The organism is Kiloniella sp., assembly GCF_048270245.1.
Classification (GTDB): Bacteria; Pseudomonadota; Alphaproteobacteria; order Kiloniellales; family Kiloniellaceae; genus Kiloniella.
The window spans coordinates 709,603-731,926 of sequence record NZ_JBLWTH010000001.1 but is presented as its reverse complement, the minus strand read 5'-3'; the positions used below and the strand labels follow the sequence as shown (position 1 = coordinate 731,926).

The window sequence follows — 22,324 nt, the reverse complement described above, 5'->3', positions numbered from 1 at the left end:
AGTGACCACATAAAAAACTGACCGCCTCATCTATAAAAGCGGTCAGTTTTTTGTTCGTTAATTCATCATCCACCCAGAAAGAATCCGCTAGGTGTTGGCATATTACCCTTACATGTTTGGATAGTTCGGGCCACCAGCACCTTCTGGCGTTACCCAGTTAATATTCTGGGTCGGATCCTTAATGTCACAGGTTTTACAATGCACGCAGTTTTGTGCATTGATTTGCAACTGAGGATTATTGCCATCGTCATCACGAACAATTTCGTAGACCCCTGCCGGACAAAAGCGCTGTTCCGGTGCATCATAGATCGCAAGATTGTGTGCGATCGGCACTGAAGCATCTTTTAACGTCAGGTGAACAGGTTGATCTTCTTCGTGGTTTGTACCTGAAACAAAGACAGAAGAAAGCCGATCAAAGGAAAGTTTTCCATCCGGTTTCGGATAATCAATTTTAGGCATATCAGCCGCAGGCTTCAGGCATTCATGGTCATAATGTTTATGGCTGAATGTCCATGGTAACTTACCGCCAAAGACTTTGAGATCAATACCCGAATAAAGCATAGATCCCCACAACCCAAATTTAGTGAAAGCGGGTCTGAAGTTTCGGGATTGATATAACTCTTCATACACCCAAGACTTTTTGTATGCTTCGGGATAAGCGGAAAGAACAGGCGCTGTTTCTTCGCCGGCTGTTACCGCATCAAAAGCAGCTTCAGCAGCAAGCATGCCGGTCTTCATCGCATTATGGCTTCCTTTAATTTTTGCAACATTCAGGAAACCAGCAGAACAACCAATTAAAGCACCACCAGGGAAAGCAAGATCTGGTACAGATTGCAGACCACCCTCATTCAAAGCGCGGGCACCGTATGAGATTCGCTTACCACCTTCTAACATTTCTGCGATTGCCGGATGCATTTTGAAACGCTGAAACTCACCAAACGGGAACAGATGTGGATTTTCATAATCCAGCCCCACAACATACCCGACATAAGCTTGGCCATTCTCAAGATGATAAATGAACGACCCACCCCAAGTGTCGCTTTTCATCGGCCACCCGGCGGTGTGAACAACCGTTCCAGGCTTATGCTTGGCCGGGTCCAGCTCCCATAGCTCTTTCATACCAATGCCGTAAGTCTGCGGATCACAGTTTTCTCTCAGATCAAACTTTTCCATCAGACCTTTGCTGAGCGAACCACGACACCCCTCGGCAAAAAAGGTGTACTTACCGTGGAGTTCCATGCCCGGCATATAGGAATCTTTTTGTTCACCAGTCTTGCTGATGCCCATATCACCTGTTGCAACGCCTTTCACACGACCATCGTCATGATAAACAACTTCTGCAGCCGCAAAACCGGGATAGATTTCCACACCAAGTTCTTCTGCACGTTCACCAAGCCAACGACATAGATTGCCCAAAGAAATGACATAATTACCATCATTATGCATTTGGCTTGGAAGCAGAGCGACAGGAAGGTTTACAGATCCCTTTTCACTAAGAAGCATAAACTTCTCATCAGAAACAGGGGCATTAAGCGGAGCGCCTTTTTCTTTCCAGTCTGGAATAAGTTCATCCAATGCTCTGGGCTCAAACACAGCACCAGAGAAAATGTGCGCTCCAACTTCTGAGCCTTTTTCCAAAACACAGACTGAGACTTCTTTCCCTTGTTCAGCAGATAATTGACGAAGCTTAATTGCGGCGGACAACCCTGCGGGTCCTGCCCCGACAATAACAACGTCATATTCCATAAATTCGCGTTCCATAGCCCTCTCTCCAATTCGAGCCGTGAGCTTTGCGGCTTATCTAGCCGCTTCCCCTCAAATTACAACAGGCCACATGATTCAACAAAAATCCACAAATGACCACATATTTTTATTTGTTAGTTGTGACATTACCATTCACACATCGTTTTCAACACCAATTTATAGATATTTCCGCGCTGCAGCAATTTAACAATAACGACACAGAACAATCAAAAACCACGAAAAGGATTTGCAAAAATCCATAGACGTGCTCAACAGCCGCCTAACTGAAACCTTCACCGTCATAGATTGAACATGTGGACTCACTAAGAAGAAAAGTGTCCTATTTTATAAACATCCATGGATCAACACCGAACTTTGCTTTAAATAAAAGTCAGTTTGTATGTGATGCCTGCGAGGCATTGAGCAAAAGATATTGGGATATTTAATTAAAATCATGACCGCCGAAGACTGGACGCGTGACGAATTGTTGGCTGCTCTGACCTGGCAACTAGACGCTGGAGCTGATGAGGCGATTAGCGACATTGCCGTTGATAGCTACCAACTCAGTCAGGAACAAATTCAGACCGCCCCGAAAACATCCACATCAAAGACCTCAGCCCAAACGGCAAAACCTGGCGCCCAGGCTGCTCCCCCAACACCCCCCAAAGCCGCTGCAGCAAAACGTGTTCTTCAATCATTCCAAAAAACACTGAGCGAAGCACAGAACCTCGCAAGTAACGCAGAAAATATCGAAGACTTGGCAACTGCACTTGCTTCTTTTGATGGTTGTTCATTGAAAAAAACAGCTATCAATACCGTTTTTGATTCGGCCCCTTCTCAAGCAGATTTAATGATCATCACGGGGGCGCCCCGGGCCGATGAAGATCGGGAAGGGAAAACTGTTGCAGGCTCAAACCGCAAGCTTCTAATTAACATGCTCAAGTCCATCGACCTGAATATAGATGATGTATACCTTAGTTCCTGTGTTTTCTGGCGCCCACCAGGAGATAAAAAACCAACCGTTAATGACCTTGCCTGTTGCAAACCCTTTATTGATCGTCAAATAGAACTCATCTCCCCAAAAGCACTCGTTCTGATGGGGGAAAGTACGTTGCGAGGTTTCATTGATCCTGACGCGAGCTTGCTACGACAAAGAGGAAAATGGATTGAATACACACCGCCAAATGGTAAAGCAGTCCCAACAATAGCGACTTTTGCGCCGCATATGCTTCTCAACACTCCCCGACAAAAAGCTCTCGCTTGGCAAGATTTACGTGCCATAAAAGCAAAGCTTGCCTAATCACCACCGACTTCTTTTATAAAACAACAAATTAAGCGATATTTCTTCATCCTTTCGAAAGAAGAACAGGTGTAGATAAGATTCTAGACAAATTTTTGACGCATTTGAGAGCTATTGCCCCCACTGCCACAATTAACTAACTTGTATTATGGTTAATGGGGACATCGACTAAGCAAAGCCAAGCCTATTTCTCGACAGAGGTAAGGGGCTAGTGGGGGAAATTCACTTCGTTATGACGATATTCACGCGCGCACTACATTGGACGATCAACACGGGGATAAAAGCAGCGAAACTCAGCTGTCTATTATTGCTCTTTTCCTATGCAGCGGCGGCATCAACGAAGGTTGATGAGCAATTTTCCAAATCCAATATCCAGGCAGACCCAAATTTCGTAGCTCCCGAAATTCTTAGTGACAAAGACATCAAGCTCTACGCCAGAATTTTTTCCCGACAGGAACAAGGTCGTTGGCAAGGTGCTGACAAACTAATTGCGAAACTCGACAATAAAATTCTACTCGGCCACGTTCAGGCGCAGAGATATTTGCACCCAACAGCTTACAGATCAAAATACAAAGAGCTCAAAGCATGGCTTGCGACCTATGCTGATCACCCTCAAGCCGATATTATCTACAAACTGGCCCTGCAAAGACGCCCCAAAAACTACAACTATCCACAAAAACCTGTCCGTTTCAAAAGTGCCCCCTATCGCGCTTATGGAAAAAACTACAATTATCGCTCTAACAAAAAGCTGTCTAAAGCAGACAAGACCAAAGCCAACCGCTTAAAAAGACAGCTCCGCCGGAATGTTCTGAACACACGCCTCTCTATTACCGAGGATGTTCTGAAATCTGCAAAGGCACAACGGCTTCTTGATCCTATAGAAATAAATGAAACTTATGCACAATTAGCTGCAGCTTGGTATTACTATGGAGAAGATAAAAAAGCTTATCAACTGGCAAAAAAGGCAACCCAATCCAGAAAATATGTTCCCTCTGCTGACTGGATTGCGGGTCTCGCCGCGTGGCGTTTGAACAAAACCAAAGAAGCCCGCGACCATTTCACATATCTTGCCAAGGCCTCGCGTAGTAATAGCTGGATGCGATCATCAGGCGCCTACTGGGCTGCCCGCGCTAATTTGAAACTAAAACAGCCTCAAGATGTCAGCAAATACCTTTATCAAGCCGCAGAATATCCAAGAACGTTCTACGGTATTCTAGCGCGCAGAGCCCTTGGTCTCGAGCTAGCTTTCGATTACCAATCACACCAATTAAATGAGATCACAGCCAAAACATTACAAAGCCATGCACCAAGCAAAAGGGCTCTGGCTTTATTACAACTGGGACAGACGAAAGAAGCAAAGTCAGAATTAAGCCGTTTGATAGGCAGCATCGAAGGCAATGAAATACCCGCATTCCTACAGCTCGCTGAACATTCCGGCATGCCTGAACTCGCCTTTCGCCTTGGTGCTAGATTGGCAGCAGAAGAAAAACAGGAAAAGCAAAACCCCGCTGAAAACAGAGGCGTCATAGATGCCGCTCTTTACCCTATCCCCAAATGGGAGCCGGAAGGTGGCTTTGAAATCGATCGTGCATTAGTCTTTGCTTTTATGCGACAAGAATCCTCATTCAACCCAAATGCAAAAAGTCCTGATGGTGCCCGCGGCCTCTTGCAATTAATGCCTCAAACCGCAAGCTACATATCCAAAAAGCAAAGCTTTCGCGGTAAAACACGGAATCAATTGTTCGACCCCTCTCTTAATCTGGCTTTGGGGCAGAAGTATTTGAGTTATCTACTCAACCACAATTATGTTGAAGGTGACCTGTTTAAGCTAGCAACGGCCTATAACGGCGGACCTGGAAACCTGGGCAAATGGGAGAGAAAAATCACCTATAATGATGATCCTCTTCTCTTTATAGAAAGCCTTCCGTCACGGGAAACCCGACTGTTTATCGAACGAGTCCTGACCAACCTCTGGATCTACCGAGCCAGACTTGACCAATACTCACCATCATTGGATACCCTTGCCGCCGGCCAATGGCCCAGATATGAAGCTCAAGACCCTTACAACAAAACCTCTGAATCGGACGTAGCAGAGAATGCCAAAGCTAGATGAAACCCGCCCCTTTTTGCCCGTTAATATTGCGGTTATGACCATTTCGGATTCCCGTACGAAAGAAGATGATCGTTCCGGCGACATTCTGGAAAAGATGATTAAAGAAGACGGCCACAAGGTTTCTGCACGGTCTATCATCAAAGACGATATCGACGCTATTACGACACAACTTCAACATCATATTACCAACCCGGAAATAGATGTCATCATCACGACGGGCGGAACAGGTGTAACAGGGCGTGACACGACCCCAGAAGCGTTCAAAGCCGTTATGGAAAAAGAAATCGAAGGATTTGGCGAACTTTTCCGATGGATCAGCTATAGCAAAATCGGCACATCAACCATGCAAAGCAGAGCCATTGGCGGTGTCGCAAAAGGTACGTACCTTTTTGCCCTTCCCGGATCACCTTCAGCCTGTAAAGACGGCTGGGGAGAAATTCTACGTTCCCAACTGGACAACCGTCATCGTCCCTGTAATCTGGTTGAATTGATGCCACGGTTACAAGAACACCTGCTCCCTAAGAATTGATTTCGTCCAACGGCAGAACATCAAATCAAGTAAAGCTGACATCCTATGTTAAGCTGTGTTTATCCCCGACACAGAAGTGTACATAAGAATAAAAGAGTATCATGGAACATCACAGCGGTAGTTTAACAGGTCTGGCGATAGTTGTTGTTGCGGCACTTGCGTGTGGCATTGCCATGCGGAAATTCAAACAGCCGCCTGTGCTCGGTTATATTCTGGCTGGTGTCTTTTTAGGCCCCTCAGGGTTGGCGCTTGTAGAAGACAGGGATAATATCTCTACCCTGGCAGAGCTTGGCGTTTTAATGCTGCTTTTTGTTATCGGCATGAACCTGTCTTTACGCGGCATAAAAGAAGTCTGGCAAGTCGCGGTTATAACCACCGCGGCACAAATTGGTGTTGGTGTCGGCGGCATGTGGCTGTTGGGCCAATTTATGGGCTGGAGCTTTGAATTGATCCTTTTCTTTGGATTTGTTTTTGCCCTTTCAAGCACAGCCGTTGCTGTCAAAATGCTACAAGAAATCAATGAATACGGCACCCGAATTGGACAGGTAACCATCGGTATTCTGATTGCACAGGATCTTGCCGTGGTTCCCATGATGCTTTTTGTCAGCTCCTTCGGTTCAGAAGGTGGTATCGGGACCTCTGCCTTTGTAAAGGTGGGCGTATCTATAGGGATCCTCATTCTCCTGTTTATCTTCTTGAGTAAAAAACGAGGATTACAAATCCCCTTTGCCCGTTCAATTGGCGATAATGAAGACCTCACCCCCCTTGCGGGAATGGCCTTTTGTTTTGGCGCCTCTGCCTTTTCAGGCCTGATTGGGTTATCCGCTGCCTATGGGGCATTTTTAGCAGGGCTTATTCTTGGAAATTCGGCGAGCCAAAAAGTCATGTCCCGACAAGTCGCACCGATTCAAAGCATCCTGTTGATGGTCTTTTTCCTGTCCATCGGCATGCTTTTGGACGCCCAATACATATGGGATAATCTCGGACTTGTGTTCTTCCTCGTGCTGTTTGTTGCGCTCTTTAAAACCGCCCTCAACATTACCTTGATCAGGTTCCTTGGCGAAACCTGGCCACGCGCCTTCCTATCCGGCTCTATCCTTGCACAATTGGGTGAGTTCTCATTTATCCTCGCGGCTCTTGGGGTCGGCGCTGGTGTTCTGGATGATGAAAACTATCGACTGGTTGTCTCCGTTACCGTGATCTCTCTTTTTACCAGTCCCTTCTGGCTCTTTACAGCCCGAAGGCTACACCGAATCACCCAGCTTGGAATCACCTCTGGTGCCGAAACCATGCGCCTAACATATGGCCCAGAAGTTGGTGCCATCATTCGGACATCAAGCCTTGCAGAGAAAATACTACTGCGCACAGGGCAGAGCGTTTTGATGAAATGGTTTCCTAAGCTTCAAGAACGCTTACTCCGTCCAAAGCCCAGTGATGATGGCCAAATTTCAAGTTCCACTCCAAGTCAGGACAGCATTCCGGCACCAGAACCTGAAACCATATCTGATTCGTCAAAAGACGAGCCCGAAACAGGCAATAACAAGCAAACCAACAAAAAGTAAGCGTTCATGCCTGACTTTTCGAGAGAACAAGAATTTGATCAAGAGTTCGGCACTAACAACGCCATAATCGTTGGTGTTGATGAAGTAGGGCGTGGCCCATGGGCTGGACCAGTCGTTGCCGGGGCCGCATGGTTGGACCGCCAAAAAGTATCGGATGATTTGATTTCAAAGCTCGACGATTCCAAAAAGCTTTCCGTCAAAAAACGAGAAGACATAAATGACCAGCTTTATGATTTACATCAACAAGGCATCATCAATCTCGCCCTAGGCGAAGCCACCTGTGAAGAAATTGACAAACTGAATATCCTTCAGGCATCCATGCTGGCAATGCAACGAGCTGTCGCAAACCTCACGATTACACCACAGGCCATTTTGGTCGATGGCAACAAAATTCCAGAACTCCCCTGCCCTGCAAAAGCGGTGATCAAAGGAGACAGTATTAGCCTGTCCATTGCTGCCGCATCTATCATTGCTAAAGTGAATCGGGATCATCAGATGTTCGAATTATCGATTCAGTACCCAGGTTACGGATGGGAAAAAAATCAGGGCTATGGAACGGCTCAACACAGGGCCGCACTACTAGATCTTGGGGTTACCCCTGCACACCGCCGCACATTTCGTCCAATAAGAGAGCGACTCGAGCTAAACGACTGACTCCAATGACTCTTTACTTGACTCTTCCGACAAAAAATACTTGACCGCGACTCCACAGTGACTCAAGATAGGGGACTCGAGTCAAGAGGAGTCTGCTTTAGTGAAGAAGAATGTTGTCCATCTCGGTGAGTGCGTCGAGATCATGAACAGTCTACCCGAAAAGTCTGTTGATGTGATCTTTGCGGATCCCCCGTATAACCTGCAATTAGCGGGTGAGCTAACACGTCCGGACAACTCCAAAGTTGATGCCGTCAATAATGACTGGGACAAGTTCGATAGCTTTCGTGCTTATGACGAATTCACGTGGAATTGGCTGAAAGCTGCACGTCGTGTTCTAAAGGAAAACGGAACACTTTGGGTTATTGGCAGTTACCACAACATATACCGCGTTGGTGCGCTCCTCCAAAATCTCGATTACTGGATGCTGAACGACGTGATTTGGCGCAAATCGAACCCGATGCCGAATTTCCGTGGCAGACGTTTTACCAACGCGCACGAGACAATGATCTGGGTCGCCAAGAACAAGAGTTCAAAATACACTTTCAATTATGAATCCATGAAGGCCCTGAACGACGACATTCAAATGCGCAGTGATTGGTTGTTACCAATTTGTAATGGCGGCGAACGCTTGAAAAATAGCGAAGGCGACAAAGCGCATCCTACTCAGAAGCCAGAATCTCTCCTACATCGCGTTATTCTTTCTTCGACAAAGCCCGGTGATGTTATTCTCGACCCCTTCTTTGGCACAGGTACGACAGGTGCTGTAGCAAAAAAACTCGGCAGACAATTCATTGGCATTGAGCAAGATCAGGAATACGTCAAAATTGCGAAAAAACGTATTTCTCAGGTTAAGCAGTTGGATGACATCAACCTTGTCTCCATCGAACAAAAACGCGAACAACCTCGTATTCCTTTCGGAACACTTATTGAACGCGGCCTGCTTGAGCCAGGTACAACACTTTACGGCCCGAAAAAGAAATACTCGGCAAAGGTACGCGCCGACGGCAGCCTGATATCAAATGAATTCCAAGGTTCGATCCACAAAGTAGGTGCCATGGTGCAAGGCGCATCAGCCTGTAACGGCTGGACCTATTGGCACATGGACGCCGAAGGCCGGGAAGTCTGTATCGACGTCCTCCGCCAACAAGTCCGCGCTGAAATGACGAACTAAAAAATATTTTACCTCAATAAGAAAAGCCTGCTTCTGCGGGCTTTTCTTATTTTTGAAGTGAATACTTTGCTTCAGAACAATAAAATTCCAAAGCCATCTATAATATCATTGATCAGGGCAAGATAGAGCTAGATATAATCAGCATGATGGAGGATTTTTTTCATGACCGTTGGCAGGGCCAGCGCTGCAAAATCTGATTTATGCGCCCACTTTCCCTGCACCGCCTTTGCCACCTCGTCATGATTCCGAGATACCTTTGTGGTCAAAACCGTGATCTCGAAATGAAAGTGCGTGAAGGTATGCTTCACTATGCCATCTAACTCGGTCCATTGTGACAACTGGTCTAGCCCGGGATCTCGCTCTGCGTTTCCCTGCACGATCCAATTCCCTGTTGGTACTTCTGTCATCCCCCCCAGCAACCCCTTTTCCGGTCGCCGTCTCAAAAGTACCCCTCTCTCTTCTGACAAAAAGAGATAGGCATAAGCACGGCGGGTTGGTTTTTCTTTCTTGGGGGCTTTCTTGGGTAAGACTTCAGCAATGCCAGACTTTCGGGCCAGACAAGCCCCATTAATAGGACAGATTACACACCCTGGTGATCGTGGCGTACATATGGTTGCCCCCAGATCCATCATCGCTTGTGCATAGTCACCTGCTCGTTCATTCGGCGTTTGCTTTTGGGCGCACTCTTTCATTTGAGGTTTTACGCCCGGCAATGGATCTTCGAGTGCATAGTACCGAGCAATCACACGCTCAACATTACCATCGACAACGGTCGTCGGACGATCAAAGGAAATCGCCGCAATCGCAGCGGCAGTATACGGGCCAACACCAGGGAGCTTGAGCAAGCCCTCTTCTGTATCAGGAAAAATTCCGCCCAGCTGCTCGGCAACAACCTTGGCACATTTGTGTAGATTTCGTGCTCGAGCGTAATACCCCAACCCCGCCCACGCACTCAGAATATTGTCCAGCTCTTCTGAGGCCAGATCATGTACTGATGGCCAGGCCATCAAAAACTTTTCGTAATAGCCTTTAACCGTCGCCACGGTTGTCTGCTGAAGCATGATTTCACTCAACCATACACGGTAAGGGTCAGCGAAAAGCAAATCAGGATTATTACGTTTTTGCCAAGGAGATAGGCGCCATGGCAACTCACGAGCATGCCTATCATACCATGGCAATAATTCTTCTGCGATCATTTGAACCAAAACAGCAACCTGTATTTTACACATTTCCGGCTCGGTCAACGATGTCCCGAGCACCGATCTTAAACTTTAATTTTACGAATCGGTTCTGTTTTCACCGACCGCGCCGCTATACTCCTTCCCATATACAGTCAGATCAACTAAAGAAGAACGCACACCGCAAGAAAGCCTAACAACCCCGAGATCAAAGCACCCTGATGAGCCATGGCAAAAACCACCAAGTCTCGAAAAACAAAAGGCGCTCAGAACAAAAAATCAACGCCTAAAGACACCAAAATTCCGGAGATACCAAGCCGTCGACGCAAATCTATGCAACCGATAGCAGCCACCTTGCCCATGCTGACAAAACGCATTACGGGGAAACGAGGTTTTGCCGAAGCTGGGCTTATTGAAGACTGGGGTATAATTGTGGGCAAAGAACTGGCCAACCAGTGCTTGCCAGTAAAACTACGCTACCCAAGCCAAGGTATCAGGAATGACGGCACCTTGCTCATTAAAGCGGACCCCGCTTTTGCGCTGGCAATTCAACAACAAACGCCACAGATAATCGAACGTGTGAACAGCCACTTTGGCTATCGCGCGATTTCCCGTATATCCCTTCAGCAAGGCCCCTTATACAAACCAGATAAAAAACAGGCGCCAGAAATTCCCAAACTATCCCTCCAAGAACAACAGGACATAAAGAAAGAGTTCTCCAATGTTGGAAATGAAGCGCTAAGAACATCTCTTGAAAGATTAGCGGCAACAACACGCGCCAAAAACAAGATCAAGAAATAGTGAACAAACCCTTTTGCCCTATTGCCGCCATAGTTATCTCTAGACTAGGGTAAGGACAAATTTATATAGATTTCGACACAGACTTCGCAGTTCAGGAATATTACAGACAATGAACAGACGGCTTTTTATCCGCAACGCAGCGGCTTTTGCATTCAGTTTTCCGCTCGCGGCCTCACTTACAAACATTTCTTCAGCTCAAGCCGCTGGCGAAGTAACAGAAAATGATCGTATTCTCGGTGATCAAAATGCACCGATCACCATTATAGAATACGCGTCCCTCACCTGTCCGCATTGCGCAGATTTCCACACAGGAACCTTGCCTGACGTTAAGAAGAACTGGATTGATACCGGCAAAGCCCGCTTGGTCTATCGTCATATGCCACTGGATGGTGTTGCCCTGCGCGGCGCGGCTGTAGCAGAATGCCTGGAAGGCGATCGATACTTCTCTTTCCTTGGTTTACTTTTTCAGCAACAACAAACATGGGCCTTTGGCGGCGCTGCAAAAGAGGGTCTTCAGAAAATGGCTCTTCTTGCAGGCATGAATAATGAGCGTTTCGAAGAATGCTTTAATGATGAAGCAACTCTGCGCCGTATTGTGACCCAGGCTCAAGAAGGCAAAACCTCTTTTGGTATTAGCTCGACACCAAGCTTTGTCATTAATGGCGAGGTATTTGCTGGTGGCCGCGACTACGACGCGATGAATGACCTTCTAGAAGACGCCTTGTAATCAGCGAGAAGTAACTTACAAGCTCAAAGGCCTCATGATCTTCATGAGGCCTTTTGTTTTACCGCTGCCCCGATATTGTTGCAGAAGATCATTCATAGAGTTACAGTTTTCCCTATGACATCCGAAAAAACGGTGCTTACTCAAAGATTCAGGACATTTATTTCCACGACAGACCTGATCTTGCAGGGGGACTACAAACAAAATCAGGGATTCGTGGGCATTGGTTCAGTTTAATAAGCTACGCCTCAGCGGATTTAAATCTTTTGTTGATCAGACCGAACTCCTGATCTCTTCAGGCATGACCGGAATTGTCGGCCCAAACGGGTGTGGAAAATCCAATCTGGTCGAAGCCCTGCGCTGGGTTATGGGTGAAACATCAGCCAAACGGATGCGTGGCAGTGAAATGGATGATGTCATCTTCGCCGGATCAGCCACTCGTCCCGCCAGAAATATCGCCGAAGTCTCTTTAGTGCTCGATAATCGCGACAGAACGGCCCCTGCCGCTTTTAATGAATACGATGATATCGAAGTTGTTCGCCGAATATCCCGTGGAAGCGGCTCAAACTACAAAGTAAATGGCAAGGATGTACGTGCACGTGACGTTCAGCTTTTATTTGCCGATGCTGCAAGCGGATCACAATCCACCGCACTGGTCAGTCAAGGGCGGATTGGCGAGATTATCAATGCAAAACCCACGAGTAGACGTGGTCTACTAGAAGAAGCCGCGGGGATAACCGGCTTACATTCACGCCGACACGAAGCAGAGTTACGACTAAGGGCCGCCGAAACAAACCTTGAACGTCTTGAAGATGTCATCACAACGCTCGACACACAGCTTCAGGGTTTAAAAAAGCAGGCAAGGCAGGCGAATCGTTACCGAAATCTTGCCCAACTTATTCGACAACACGAAGCAATCCTGCTGCATTACGAATCAGTGGATGCAAAAAAAGCCCAAAGCGATGCACTTGATGTTTTAAAAGCCTCACAGAAAGACGTTTCTGAAAAAACAGCTATCACGGCACAAAAATCCCGTACCCAGGTCGAGGTTGCGGCCAGTTTACCCACTCTTCGAGAAGCGGAAACATCGCAGTCATCAAAACATCAAAGATTATTGATTAATCAAGAAACACTGCAAAGAGAAGAAGAACAGGCGATTGACGCGCTTAACAAATCAACAGACCTGTTATCCCAGCTCAAGAAAGACCGAGATCGCGCAACTAACATCAATGCTGATGCCCTAGAGGCTGAAGAACGACTTAAACAAGAACGCGAGCAGATTAAAGAAAAAAACAAGTCTGTTCACGCCGATCAACAGGATCTGGAAATCGCCTGCAAAAAGCACGCACAAACCATATCTGAAATTGATCGCTCTATCACAAACATCAACAGTCAAATTGCTGCAAACGAAGCGCAATCAACTGCCCTGAGAAGACGTCAAAACGAATTAAAAGACCTGATCACCCGACAATCATCGCAACTGCGCCAACAAGAAGCTCAGCACAAACACCTTGTTTCACAACAAGAAAGCCGCGCAAGCCTTATCGAAGCAGAACGAGAATTGGAAACCGCTGAGAAAGCACTTCTTAACGCAAAAGAAACCTCGAATACCTTAGAAAAGGATGTTCAGGCTAAGCGCCTGACAGAGGAACAGACGCGTGACGCTAATCAAGATGCGCAAAGTGAACTCAACCAAATCAATGCAGAAAGCCGCGCCCTGAATGAACTTTTAAAAGGAGCGTCATCCTCTGTGTCGGACCCGATCCTTGATGAACTCTCTGTTAAAGCAGGTTATGAAAAAGCATTAGGTGCTGCCTTGGGTGAAGACCTAAACGCGGGATCCCAAGAAGAAGCGGTTGCTCATTGGCACAATATCCCCATGCGCACAGACCTCCCCGCACTCCCCGAAGGAATAGACCCTCTTCTCAATTTTGTGCAATCGCCCGACCGCCTTCATGCCAGACTGTCGCAGATCGGCATTGTAGAGACCCGCACCATTAGCGAAGAACTCTATACCCAACTGGCTCCGGGTCAAAGACTGGTATCAAAAGAAGGTACCTTGTGGCGGTGGGATGGTCTGACCGTCAGAGACGATGCACCCTCAACAGCAGCCGTGAAGCTGGAATATAAAAACCGTCTGAAAGGGCTTGAGAAAGAAAAAGCAAAAATTGAATCACATAGTATAAAAGCAAAAGAGTATTTCATCGCAGCAAAGAAGGCACTTGATAAAAGCCTCGAAGACGAAAAACTTGCCCGGCAAACCCTAAACAATGCCCACAACGACGTTTCCGCAGCCAAAAATCATCATACAGCTTTAGCCCAAAAACACGCAAAGCTCGCATCACAGCTGTCAGCCGCCGAAGAAAATTTACAACGGTTAATTCGCGAGAACCTTGAAACCAACGAACAGCAAAAAGCAACTGTAGCCGAAATAGAAGCTCTGCCGGATCAAAAACAGGAAAAAGAGCAGCTAGCCGATTTAAAGGAAAAGCTGTCTAAAGAAAGAAACCTCCTTGGCTCGCAGCGCGGCAAGCTTGAACAGATCAAACGGGATGTCACAACCCGACGCGAGCGCCTTGCCAGCATCGAGAATGAATTGAATTCCTGGTCACGTCGAACGAAAGAAGCCAAACAGTATCTAGGCGAAATTGATATCAGGATAAAACGTACAGAAGGAGAAATAGAAGTATGGAAAACCAAGCCTGAAGAGATCAAAAAACAGAAAGAAGCTCTAACCACGGTTATCACCCTATCTGAAGCGTCGAAAAATCAAGCCTCGGAAAAACTGCGTTCTGCTGAACTGGAACAAGCCGAAGCAGACAGACAACTGAGAGAATCAGAACAACTTCTCGCCCAAGCAAGAGAAGCCATGATCCGAGCAGAATCTACTGTTGAACAAAATAAACAAGCCATGGCGATTTTAATCGATCGTGTAAGGGAACGTTTGGGATGCTCTTTGGAAAAAGCACTTTCTATCGCAGATATTCAAATCGGCGAAGATTTGCCCCCCCGTGATGATGTCACCCGAAAACACGACCGCCTAACAAACGAACGAAACAATATGGGCCCAGTTAACCTTCGTGCAGAACAAGAAGCAGAAGAACTGGACGAACGAATAAAAGGTATGTTGAACGACAAAGAAGACCTTTTGCTCGCAATCGGGAAACTAAGGCAAGGTATTGCCAACCTAAATAAAGAGGGCCGAGAACGCCTACTGAAAGCTTTTGATCTCGTAAACGCTCATTTCTCCGATCTTTTCGTCAGACTCTTTGGTGGTGGCCGCGCACATCTGACGCTTACAGAAGCAGAAGACCCTTTGCAGGCTGGTCTAGAAATTATGGCAAGCCCCCCAGGAAAGCGACTACAGGTCATGTCACTTTTGTCTGGTGGCGAACAAGCACTTACAGCTTTGTCTTTGCTTTTCGCAGTATTCCTAACCAATCCGGCTCCCATTTGTGTTTTGGATGAGGTTGATGCTCCGCTCGATGACGCCAACGTGGATCGTTTTTGCAAATTGGTCGAGGAACTGGTTCACAGTACATCAACCCGCTTTCTCATAATCTCGCACCACCGTATGACCATGGCGCGGGTTCGACGCCTGTTTGGTGTTACCATGAGCGAACGGGGCGTCAGTCAACTCGTATCGGTTAATCTGGAAGCTGCAGATGACCTAATCGAAAAGAAACCTTAAAGTTAAAGCCTCTTTCTTATGCTCTCTTCTTTCGCGTCCGCACAATAAAGCACTTCTCTTTCAAAATATTACCCCTGTACAATCGGGAACAAAAACCTTGATCCATTTAGCTCTGAGAGGATAAGAACGGGGACGCATTGGAATTAGGTCAAAATCATGGCTGATTCTTTCTTGACATAACTATGATGCTCCACGTATGTTGCGCCCGCGTTTAACAGGTGCTACTTCAGCTCAAATGGTAGCCATCAGGAAGGCTTAATTAAATGCCGGAACCTGAAGATCGTTCGTCTTTGACGGACCTGGATAAAAGACTGCGCGCGGCTCGCGAGCGTCAAAATCAGGTAACTAAACCTGAATCCAGTAACCGAGCTGATGCAGCAAGCGGTATGGCGGTAGGTTTCCGCATATCCGTGGAAATAGTTGCAGCCCTGATAATGGGGTTTGGGATAGGATACTATCTCGATCACTTATTAGGGACTAAACCTTGGTTGATGATTATATTCTTCTTCCTTGGTATCGGGGCAGCCTTTGCCAATGTGGTTAGGGTTGCTAAACAGTTAGAAAACAAAAAGCGTTTTCGCGATAATCGCGAAGATCGCGCAGAGTAAAATTAGAGGGGAAGGCTCGTGGCATCAGGTGGTTCAATCGACCCAATGCACCAGTTTGAGGTAACAACTCTTTTACCAATCCAACTAGGTAATTACGATATCTCCTTTACCAACTCAGCGCTGTTTATGTCGCTGAGCGTTCTACTCGTAACAATCTTCCTTGTGGGATCAACTCGTGGACGTGCACTCGTTCCCGGTCGTTGGCAAAGCATGGCAGAGATGAGCTATGAGATGGTTGCGAACCTTCTCCGGGATAACGTCGGCTCAGCCGGACGTCAGTACTTCCCGTTTGTCTTCACTCTGTTCATGTTCATCCTCTTTGGAAACGTGATCGGTCTCGTACCGGGTACCTTTACTTTTACTAGCCACATTGTCGTTACCTTTGCGATGGCAATTATTATTTTCTTGGCAGTAACAGTAATCGGGTTCGCTCGCCACGGAGCAGGCTTCCTTCGCCTCTTCTTCCCACATGGTGCGCCATTGTGGACGGCTGTGATCCTTATTCCGATCGAACTGGTTTCTTACCTTTCACGACCCATCAGCCTTTCTGTTCGTTTGTTTGCGAACATGGTTGTTGGCCACGTTCTTTTGAAGGTCATCGCTGGCTTTGTCATCATGCTCGGTGTGTTTGGGTTTATCCCACTCGGCGTGCTTGTTGGTATTACAGCTTTGGAATTCCTGGTGGCGGCGTTACAAGCGTATGTCTTCACCATTCTGACTTGTATCTACCTGCATGATGCGATCCATCTGCACTAAGATCTTTTCAGAAATCGTAACTTTTTTATCTATCTAACGCACAAGCGTTACAAGGAGCTCGAGAATTATGGAAGCAGAAGCTGCAAAACTGATTGGTGCTGGTCTAGCTACTCTAGGTATGATTGGTGCAGGTGTTGGTGTTGGTAACGTATGGGCTAGCTACTTCCAGTCCATCGCTCGCAACCCAGCGTCTAAAGACGAAATTGGTGCGAACATCTGGATTGGCTTTGCTGTTACTGAAGCGATCGCACTGTTCTCTCTACTAGTTGCTCTGATCCTTCTGTTCGTAGCTTAATTGGAACAGATTGTTAGGCCGATGTTCTCAAATATCTTATGGATATTTGATGGTATATCGGCCTATCAGACTTTTATCTGATCCGATTTTGATAACTGAACAAGGCGTGTAGCACGATGCCACAATTTGAACAAATCGATACGTTCGTAGGCCAAATCTTTTGGCTTGTCGTTACCTTCGGTGTGCTCTACTTCCTGATGGCCAAGGTTGCTTTGCCACGTCTGGCCTCGATTTTGGAAGAGCGCGAAAATAGAGTTTCTGGTGATCTGGAAAAAGCAGAACGCTTGAAGCAAGAAGCAGAAGAGGTCCTTTCGGATTATCAGAAAGCTATTGCTGATGCGCGCGCTTCTGCTGTTGCCGCTCTGAAAGAATCTGCGGATGAAATCGCAGCCACTAGCGCCAAGCGCCAGGCTGAGTTTGACACCCAGCTTTCGGAAAAGGTTCAGATTGCCGAAGACAAAATTAATGCTGCTCGTAGCGAAGCTATGGGTCACATTAAGGATGTTGCCAAAGACGTTGCCGCTGCCGCGACAAGTAAATTGCTTGGTACTGATGTAACCGACGCTAAACTCAGCAAAGCTGTTGACGAAGCACTAGGGGAGCAGAACTAATCATGGAATTACTTCAAAATCCTACATTTTGGGTTGGTGTAGCTTTTGCTATATTTGTACTTCTTGTCGTCACTAAGGGCGGTAAAGGTATTGTAGCCGGGCTAGACGCACGCGGTGAAGCCATTCGCAAAACACTCGAAGAAGCTCAAAATCTTCGGGAAGAAGCGCAGAAAACACTGGCTGAATACAAACGCAAACAACGTGATGCTCTGAAAGAAGCAGAAGCAATCATTGAACACGCAAAGCAAGAAGCTAAACGCGTTCAAGAAGATGCTGCTACTGATTTAGAAGAGTCACTTAAGCGTCGTGAACAGCAAGCCATGGACAAGATTGCTCAGGCAGAAACCGCCGCACTGAACGAAGTTCGTGATCAGGCCGTTGATGTTGCAATCACTGCGACCAGAAACATTCTGGCTGGCAGCATGACCAAGGCGAAAGCCAAAACATTGATGGATGATTCCATCAGTTCGCTTGGTGAAAAATTTCATTGATCTTTCTTAGATCATGCACAAAAAACCGGCTCAGATGAGCCGGTTTTTTTGTATCTATGTTTCACATCAGAAACACTCACTAAATCTTTAGGGCAACAATCTCTTTAACTTCGGATTTACTTGCAACAAGGACATGTGATGCAGGAACCTTGTTCCACCCTTCGTGATCTTCCGTTAATGGCTCGGAAACGACCACCAGATCGCCATCTTTATGACGCCAGTACAATGATGGTGCGAAACGATCATTCGAATGCCTGAGGCAATAAAGATCGTCACCGTCCGTTATTGCCATTGTACAGCGGAATGGCTCTGTAATATTTCTTTCTGCCTGTAATGTTTCGACTGTCGATACCATTTTTCGAATTGCATTTACCGGGTCAGATTCCAATCCAAAATTAAACAACATATAAAACAGCGCTTCACTGTCTGTCGTCCCCATACGTTTTATATAATGCTCATCGGTTATGTAAGTTTCCAGAGCGCGTCTGAATTGTTCATAGCCCCCAACCTGACCATTATGCATCCCCATCCAGTTTTTATAAGAAAAAGGATGGCAGTTAGCTCTGGATGTTGCTGTCCCTGTAGACGCTCTTACATGAGCAAAAAAATGTGATGATCTTATTTGAGATGCAAGGTGCTGCAAGTTGCAGTCATTCCAAGCAGGCATCGTTTCCCTATACAGGCCAGGTTCATGCCTTTGCCCATACCAACCAACACCGAAACCGTCTCCGTTCGTTGCAACCTTGGCTTCCGTCGCATGCTGAGATTGCTCAACAAGCGAATGCTGTGGTTTAAAAAGTAACTCTTCCAAGAAGATTTCTTGTCCGGAATAGGCCAGCCAGCGGCACATTAAATTGCTCCAAATTAAAAAGGACTGTGAAAAAATTTCTTATGCCCTCCAAAAGAGTACGGGCAATATATGAAAAGAAGTACCTTATGTTACTCACAATCAATACATCAGCAATAGACATCTTGCTTATAATAAAATAAAAAAAGGAGTTCGTGTTTGCACACGAACTCCAGTCCCAGCAATGGACGGGAACAGGGTGCGGCCCTATCCCAAGTATGTCAGGCCGTCCCTTGCCTAACATACACGCCCTATGAGGGCGGAGAGATCAGATATAATGAGACACCCAGCAATGGTCCCATCTGGTCTCTCCGCTTTAGCGGCCTATTCAGCCGCATCCCGATAGCTCTCTACCGAAGGGCAAGAACAAATTAGGTTACGATCACCATATACGTTATCAACCCGTCCAACTGGCGCCCAATATTTACCGTCACGAAGTCCTTCAACAGGGTAAGCTGCTTCTTCACGGGTATAAGGATGATCCCAATTTTCAGATAACAGTGATGCTGCCGTATGTGGGGCATTGCACAGCATGTTATCTTCCAAAGGTAATTCGCCAGATGCAACACGACCGATTTCTTTCCGGATAGAAATCATAGCGTCAGCAAGACGATCAATTTCATATTTGGATTCAGATTCGGTCGGCTCAATCATCAAGGTTCCCGGCACAGGGAATGACATTGTCGGCGCATGGAAGCCATAGTCGATCAAACGCTTGGCGATATCATCAACCGTGATTCCGATGTCATCCTTAAGCGGACGAACATCAATAATACATTCGTGCGCAACCATACCGTTCTTTGAAGTGTAAAGAACCGGATAATGATCAGAAAGACGCTTCGCCAGATAGTTTGCATTCAAGATGGCCATCTGTGTTGCTTTCTTCAGGCCTGAGGCTCCCATCAACTTGAGATAGGTCCAGGTAATCGGAAGAATGCTTGCCGATCCCCAAGGTGCAGATGTCACAGCACCCTGCCCTGTTTCTGGTCCAGCCTCGGCAACGAGAGAGTGGTTTGGCAAGAAAGGCGCAAGATGCTTACCAACGCCGATCGGCCCAACACCTGGTCCCCCACCACCGTGTGGGATACAGAATGTTTTATGAAGATTAAGGTGTGATACATCGCCACCGAACTTGCCCGGCTTAGCCAGACCAACCATCGCATTCATATTGGCGCCATCAACGTAAACCTGCCCACCAAAGTCGTGAACAATACCACAGGTTTTACGAACTTCTTCTTCAAACACGCCGTGTGTTGAAGGATAAGTAATCATAATCGCAGCAAGGTTTTCCTGATGCTTTTCTGCTTTGGCATACAGATCATCGTTATCGATGTAACCTTCATCATCACAGTTAACCACAACAACCTTCATACCAGCCAAAGCCGCAGAAGCAGGGTTGGTTCCATGTGCAGATGCCGGAATCAAACAGATATCACGCTGTGTATCACCACGACTTTCATGATACTTACGAATAGCTAGAAGACCCGCATACTCCCCCTGAGATCCAGAGTTAGGCTGTAGAGAAACCGCATCGTATCCGGTCACTTCAACAAGCATATCTTCCAAATCTTTAATCAGCTCAAGATACCCTTCGGCTTGATCCAGAGGAACAAAGGGATGAATCTCACCAAACTCAGGCCATGTAACGGGAATCATTTCCGTCGCAGCATTTAGCTTCATGGTGCAAGAACCCAATGGGATCATTGCACGATCCAAACCGATATCCTTGTCACAAAGCTTACGTAGATAGCGCATCATTTCTGTTTCAGAATGATAGCTATTGAAAGTCGGATGAGTCAGGAAGTCAGTGCGTCGAGCAAGAACTTCCGGAAGGTTACTCGGTGTAGATTGATCAAGACTATCTACATTTTGATCAGCAACACCAAAAGCAGTCCAAAGAGTTGCAATATCATCACGTGTCGTGGTTTCATCAATAGAAATACCCAACGTGTCAGCATCAACAACCCGAAGGTTCATTTTATGCTCACGTGCTTTCGCAGCAATCGCTTCTGCTTTCCCCTTCACATTGAGGGTCAAGGTATCAAAGAAAGCATTGTGTGCAACTTCGATACCACCAGCTTTCAGACCGGCTGCCAGAATTGAAGCAAGGCGCGATACTCTGCGTGCAATTGTCTTCAGACCTTCTGGACCGTGATAGGTCGCGTAGAAGCCAGCCATGTTTGCCAAGAGGGCCTGCGCAGTACAGATATTACTCGTCGCTTTTTCACGACGGATGTGCTGTTCCCGAGTTTGAAGTGCCATACGCAGAGCAGGCTCGCCATGCGAATCAACAGACATACCAACAAGGCGTGCAGGAATAGAACGTTTAAATTTATCGTGTGTGGCAAAGTAACCAGCGTGTGGTCCACCAAAACCCATTGGAACGCCGAAACGCTGTGCAGAACCAATCGCAAAATCAGCGCCAAGCTCACCCGGGCTTTTGATGAGTGTCAGAGCAAGAATATCCGCAGCAACACCTGCAAGACCTTTGTTCTCTTGAACAGCCGCAATCAAGTCACTGTAATCTTCGATACGACCGGAAGTACCGGGATACTGGAAAAGGGCACCATAAACAGCCGCAGGATCTAAATCCTTACGTGGATCACCGATCACAACGTCATAACCCAAAGCTTCTGCACGCGTTTTAATAACGGCGATGCTTTGCGGTAAAAGATCCTGATCAACAAAGAAAGCTTCTGCTTTGCTTTTGGCAACACGACGACAGAAGGTCATCGCTTCAGCAGCCGCTGTCCCTTCGTCAAGCATAGAGGAATTCGCCAATTCCATGCCAGTAAGGTCGCTGATCATTGTCTGATAATTCAGGATAGCTTCCAAGCGACCCTGAGAAATTTCAGCCTGATACGGCGTATAAGATGTATACCAACCCGGATTTTCCAGCACGTTCCTGAGAATCACTTTGGGAACGTGAGTGCCGTAGTACCCCATACCAATGAATGATTTAAAAACCTTATTCTTTGACGCGAGTGATTTAGCATGTGCTAGCACATCAACTTCTGTCTGGCTCTCAGCCATAGAAAGCGGCGTGGTCTCACGAATGGCCTCTGGTACAGTTTTATCAGAAAGCTCTTCCAAAGAACCAAGACCCAAGAGCGTAAGCATTTCAGTTTGCTCAGCATCATTTGGCCCAATATGACGGCGAACAAAATCTGTTTTTTGTTCTAGGTCTTTTAGAGACACATTTGTATCAGACATGGCGAATTCCTTAATTGGTAAACCAATGCACAGCTTC

General features: G+C 46.7%; 18 protein-coding genes. 14 read left to right on the top strand and 4 right to left on the bottom strand.

Annotation, left to right across the window (positions count from 1 at the left end):
* Window positions 1-108: 108 nt before the first annotated feature.
* On the bottom strand, window positions 109-1,761 hold the full coding sequence (locus tag ACN0W5_RS03435) for an electron transfer flavoprotein-ubiquinone oxidoreductase (RefSeq protein ID WP_299379713.1): 1,653 nt from the start codon (window positions 1,759-1,761) through the stop codon (window positions 109-111).
* A 436-nt stretch (window positions 1,762-2,197) separates the two neighbouring features.
* Between ACN0W5_RS03435 and ACN0W5_RS03430 the strand changes: the two genes are divergently transcribed.
* From ACN0W5_RS03430 to ACN0W5_RS03405, 6 genes are all read left to right on the top strand, one after another.
* Entirely contained in the window at window positions 2,198-3,043 is an 846-nt protein-coding gene (locus tag ACN0W5_RS03430; protein WP_417452833.1) for a uracil-DNA glycosylase, read from the top strand.
* Window positions 3,044-3,275: 232 nt separating this feature from the next.
* On the top strand, window positions 3,276-5,156 hold the full coding sequence (locus tag ACN0W5_RS03425; protein WP_417452832.1) for a lytic transglycosylase domain-containing protein: 1,881 nt from the start codon (window positions 3,276-3,278) through the stop codon (window positions 5,154-5,156).
* On the top strand, window positions 5,140-5,685 hold the full coding sequence (gene moaB / locus ACN0W5_RS03420; protein ID WP_417428156.1) for a molybdenum cofactor biosynthesis protein B: 546 nt from the start codon (window positions 5,140-5,142) through the stop codon (window positions 5,683-5,685). Before ACN0W5_RS03425 ends, moaB begins: the two co-directional genes overlap by 17 nt.
* A gap of 101 nt (window positions 5,686-5,786) precedes the next feature.
* Window positions 5,787-7,247, top strand: a complete 1,461-nt coding sequence (locus ACN0W5_RS03415; protein ID WP_417452831.1) for a cation:proton antiporter — start codon at window positions 5,787-5,789, stop codon at window positions 7,245-7,247.
* Window positions 7,248-7,253: 6 nt separating this feature from the next.
* Window positions 7,254-7,901, top strand: coding sequence for a ribonuclease HII (locus tag ACN0W5_RS03410; RefSeq protein ID WP_417452830.1), 648 nt, complete (start codon window positions 7,254-7,256; stop codon window positions 7,899-7,901).
* A gap of 142 nt (window positions 7,902-8,043) precedes the next feature.
* Window positions 8,044-9,072, top strand: a complete 1,029-nt coding sequence (locus tag ACN0W5_RS03405; RefSeq protein ID WP_299379740.1) for a site-specific DNA-methyltransferase — start codon at window positions 8,044-8,046, stop codon at window positions 9,070-9,072.
* A 128-nt stretch (window positions 9,073-9,200) separates the two neighbouring features.
* Here ACN0W5_RS03405 and mutY read toward each other — a convergent pair whose 3' ends face one another.
* A complete protein-coding gene (gene mutY, locus ACN0W5_RS03400; RefSeq protein ID WP_417452829.1) occupies window positions 9,201-10,301 on the bottom strand; it encodes an A/G-specific adenine glycosylase in 1,101 nt (366 codons plus the stop codon).
* A gap of 177 nt (window positions 10,302-10,478) precedes the next feature.
* Here mutY and ACN0W5_RS03395 point away from each other — a divergent pair, with 177 nt between their 5' ends.
* From ACN0W5_RS03395 to ACN0W5_RS03360, 8 genes are all read left to right on the top strand, one after another.
* Window positions 10,479-11,051: a DUF721 domain-containing protein gene (locus tag ACN0W5_RS03395; RefSeq protein WP_417452828.1), complete on the top strand. Its 573-nt coding sequence runs from the start codon at window positions 10,479-10,481 to the stop codon at window positions 11,049-11,051.
* Between the two features lie 109 nt (window positions 11,052-11,160).
* The gene (locus ACN0W5_RS03390) at window positions 11,161-11,778 is read left to right on the top strand and encodes a DsbA family protein (protein WP_417452827.1); all 618 of its coding nucleotides are present in this window, start codon (window positions 11,161-11,163) and stop codon (window positions 11,776-11,778) included.
* A gap of 220 nt (window positions 11,779-11,998) precedes the next feature.
* Window positions 11,999-15,466, top strand: coding sequence for a chromosome segregation protein SMC (gene smc, locus ACN0W5_RS03385; protein ID WP_417452826.1), 3,468 nt, complete (start codon window positions 11,999-12,001; stop codon window positions 15,464-15,466).
* 263 nt (window positions 15,467-15,729) lie between these two features.
* Window positions 15,730-16,074: an AtpZ/AtpI family protein gene (locus tag ACN0W5_RS03380; RefSeq protein ID WP_417452825.1), complete on the top strand. Its 345-nt coding sequence runs from the start codon at window positions 15,730-15,732 to the stop codon at window positions 16,072-16,074.
* A gap of 45 nt (window positions 16,075-16,119) precedes the next feature.
* Entirely contained in the window at window positions 16,120-16,830 is a 711-nt protein-coding gene (locus ACN0W5_RS03375; protein WP_085901471.1) for a F0F1 ATP synthase subunit A, read from the top strand.
* 67 nt (window positions 16,831-16,897) lie between these two features.
* Entirely contained in the window at window positions 16,898-17,125 is a 228-nt protein-coding gene (locus ACN0W5_RS03370) for a F0F1 ATP synthase subunit C (RefSeq protein WP_046503712.1), read from the top strand.
* 116 nt (window positions 17,126-17,241) lie between these two features.
* Window positions 17,242-17,736 (top strand): F0F1 ATP synthase subunit B', encoded by a 495-nt coding sequence (locus ACN0W5_RS03365; RefSeq protein WP_417452824.1) that lies wholly within the window; start codon window positions 17,242-17,244, stop codon window positions 17,734-17,736.
* Window positions 17,737-17,738: 2 nt separating this feature from the next.
* Window positions 17,739-18,227 carry a F0F1 ATP synthase subunit B gene (locus tag ACN0W5_RS03360; protein ID WP_417428141.1) on the top strand — a complete coding sequence of 163 codons (489 nt, stop codon included), beginning with the start codon at window positions 17,739-17,741 and terminating at the stop codon, window positions 18,225-18,227.
* A 79-nt stretch (window positions 18,228-18,306) separates the two neighbouring features.
* On the opposite strand, the gene ACN0W5_RS03355 is transcribed toward ACN0W5_RS03360, so the two are convergent.
* On the bottom strand, window positions 18,307-19,077 hold the full coding sequence (locus ACN0W5_RS03355; RefSeq protein ID WP_417452823.1) for a class II glutamine amidotransferase: 771 nt from the start codon (window positions 19,075-19,077) through the stop codon (window positions 18,307-18,309).
* Window positions 19,078-19,398: 321 nt separating this feature from the next.
* Complete coding sequence (gene gcvP, locus ACN0W5_RS03350; protein ID WP_417452822.1) at window positions 19,399-22,287, bottom strand: aminomethyl-transferring glycine dehydrogenase; 2,889 nt, start codon at window positions 22,285-22,287, stop codon at window positions 19,399-19,401.
* Between the last annotated feature and the right edge of the window lie 37 nt (window positions 22,288-22,324).

What these genes read in the sequence shown, in the direction of transcription:
- ACN0W5_RS03435 (WP_299379713.1), bottom strand. Translation starts at nt 1,761, where the DNA reads ATGGAACGCGAATTTATGGAATATGACGTTGTTATTGTCGGGGCAGGA.
- ACN0W5_RS03430 (WP_417452833.1), top strand. Translation starts at nt 2,198, where the DNA reads ATGACCGCCGAAGACTGGACGCGTGACGAATTGTTGGCTGCTCTGACC.
- ACN0W5_RS03425 (WP_417452832.1), top strand. Translation starts at nt 3,276, where the DNA reads ATGACGATATTCACGCGCGCACTACATTGGACGATCAACACGGGGATA.
- moaB (WP_417428156.1), top strand. Translation starts at nt 5,140, where the DNA reads ATGCCAAAGCTAGATGAAACCCGCCCCTTTTTGCCCGTTAATATTGCG.
- ACN0W5_RS03415 (WP_417452831.1), top strand. Translation starts at nt 5,787, where the DNA reads ATGGAACATCACAGCGGTAGTTTAACAGGTCTGGCGATAGTTGTTGTT.
- ACN0W5_RS03410 (WP_417452830.1), top strand. Translation starts at nt 7,254, where the DNA reads ATGCCTGACTTTTCGAGAGAACAAGAATTTGATCAAGAGTTCGGCACT.
- ACN0W5_RS03405 (WP_299379740.1), top strand. Translation starts at nt 8,044, where the DNA reads ATGAACAGTCTACCCGAAAAGTCTGTTGATGTGATCTTTGCGGATCCC.
- mutY (WP_417452829.1), bottom strand. Translation starts at nt 10,301, where the DNA reads ATGTGTAAAATACAGGTTGCTGTTTTGGTTCAAATGATCGCAGAAGAA.
- ACN0W5_RS03395 (WP_417452828.1), top strand. Translation starts at nt 10,479, where the DNA reads ATGGCAAAAACCACCAAGTCTCGAAAAACAAAAGGCGCTCAGAACAAA.
- ACN0W5_RS03390 (WP_417452827.1), top strand. Translation starts at nt 11,161, where the DNA reads ATGAACAGACGGCTTTTTATCCGCAACGCAGCGGCTTTTGCATTCAGT.
- ACN0W5_RS03380 (WP_417452825.1), top strand. Translation starts at nt 15,730, where the DNA reads ATGCCGGAACCTGAAGATCGTTCGTCTTTGACGGACCTGGATAAAAGA.
- ACN0W5_RS03375 (WP_085901471.1), top strand. Translation starts at nt 16,120, where the DNA reads ATGCACCAGTTTGAGGTAACAACTCTTTTACCAATCCAACTAGGTAAT.
- ACN0W5_RS03370 (WP_046503712.1), top strand. Translation starts at nt 16,898, where the DNA reads ATGGAAGCAGAAGCTGCAAAACTGATTGGTGCTGGTCTAGCTACTCTA.
- ACN0W5_RS03365 (WP_417452824.1), top strand. Translation starts at nt 17,242, where the DNA reads ATGCCACAATTTGAACAAATCGATACGTTCGTAGGCCAAATCTTTTGG.
- ACN0W5_RS03360 (WP_417428141.1), top strand. Translation starts at nt 17,739, where the DNA reads ATGGAATTACTTCAAAATCCTACATTTTGGGTTGGTGTAGCTTTTGCT.
- ACN0W5_RS03355 (WP_417452823.1), bottom strand. Translation starts at nt 19,077, where the DNA reads ATGTGCCGCTGGCTGGCCTATTCCGGACAAGAAATCTTCTTGGAAGAG.
- gcvP (WP_417452822.1), bottom strand. Translation starts at nt 22,287, where the DNA reads ATGTCTGATACAAATGTGTCTCTAAAAGACCTAGAACAAAAAACAGAT.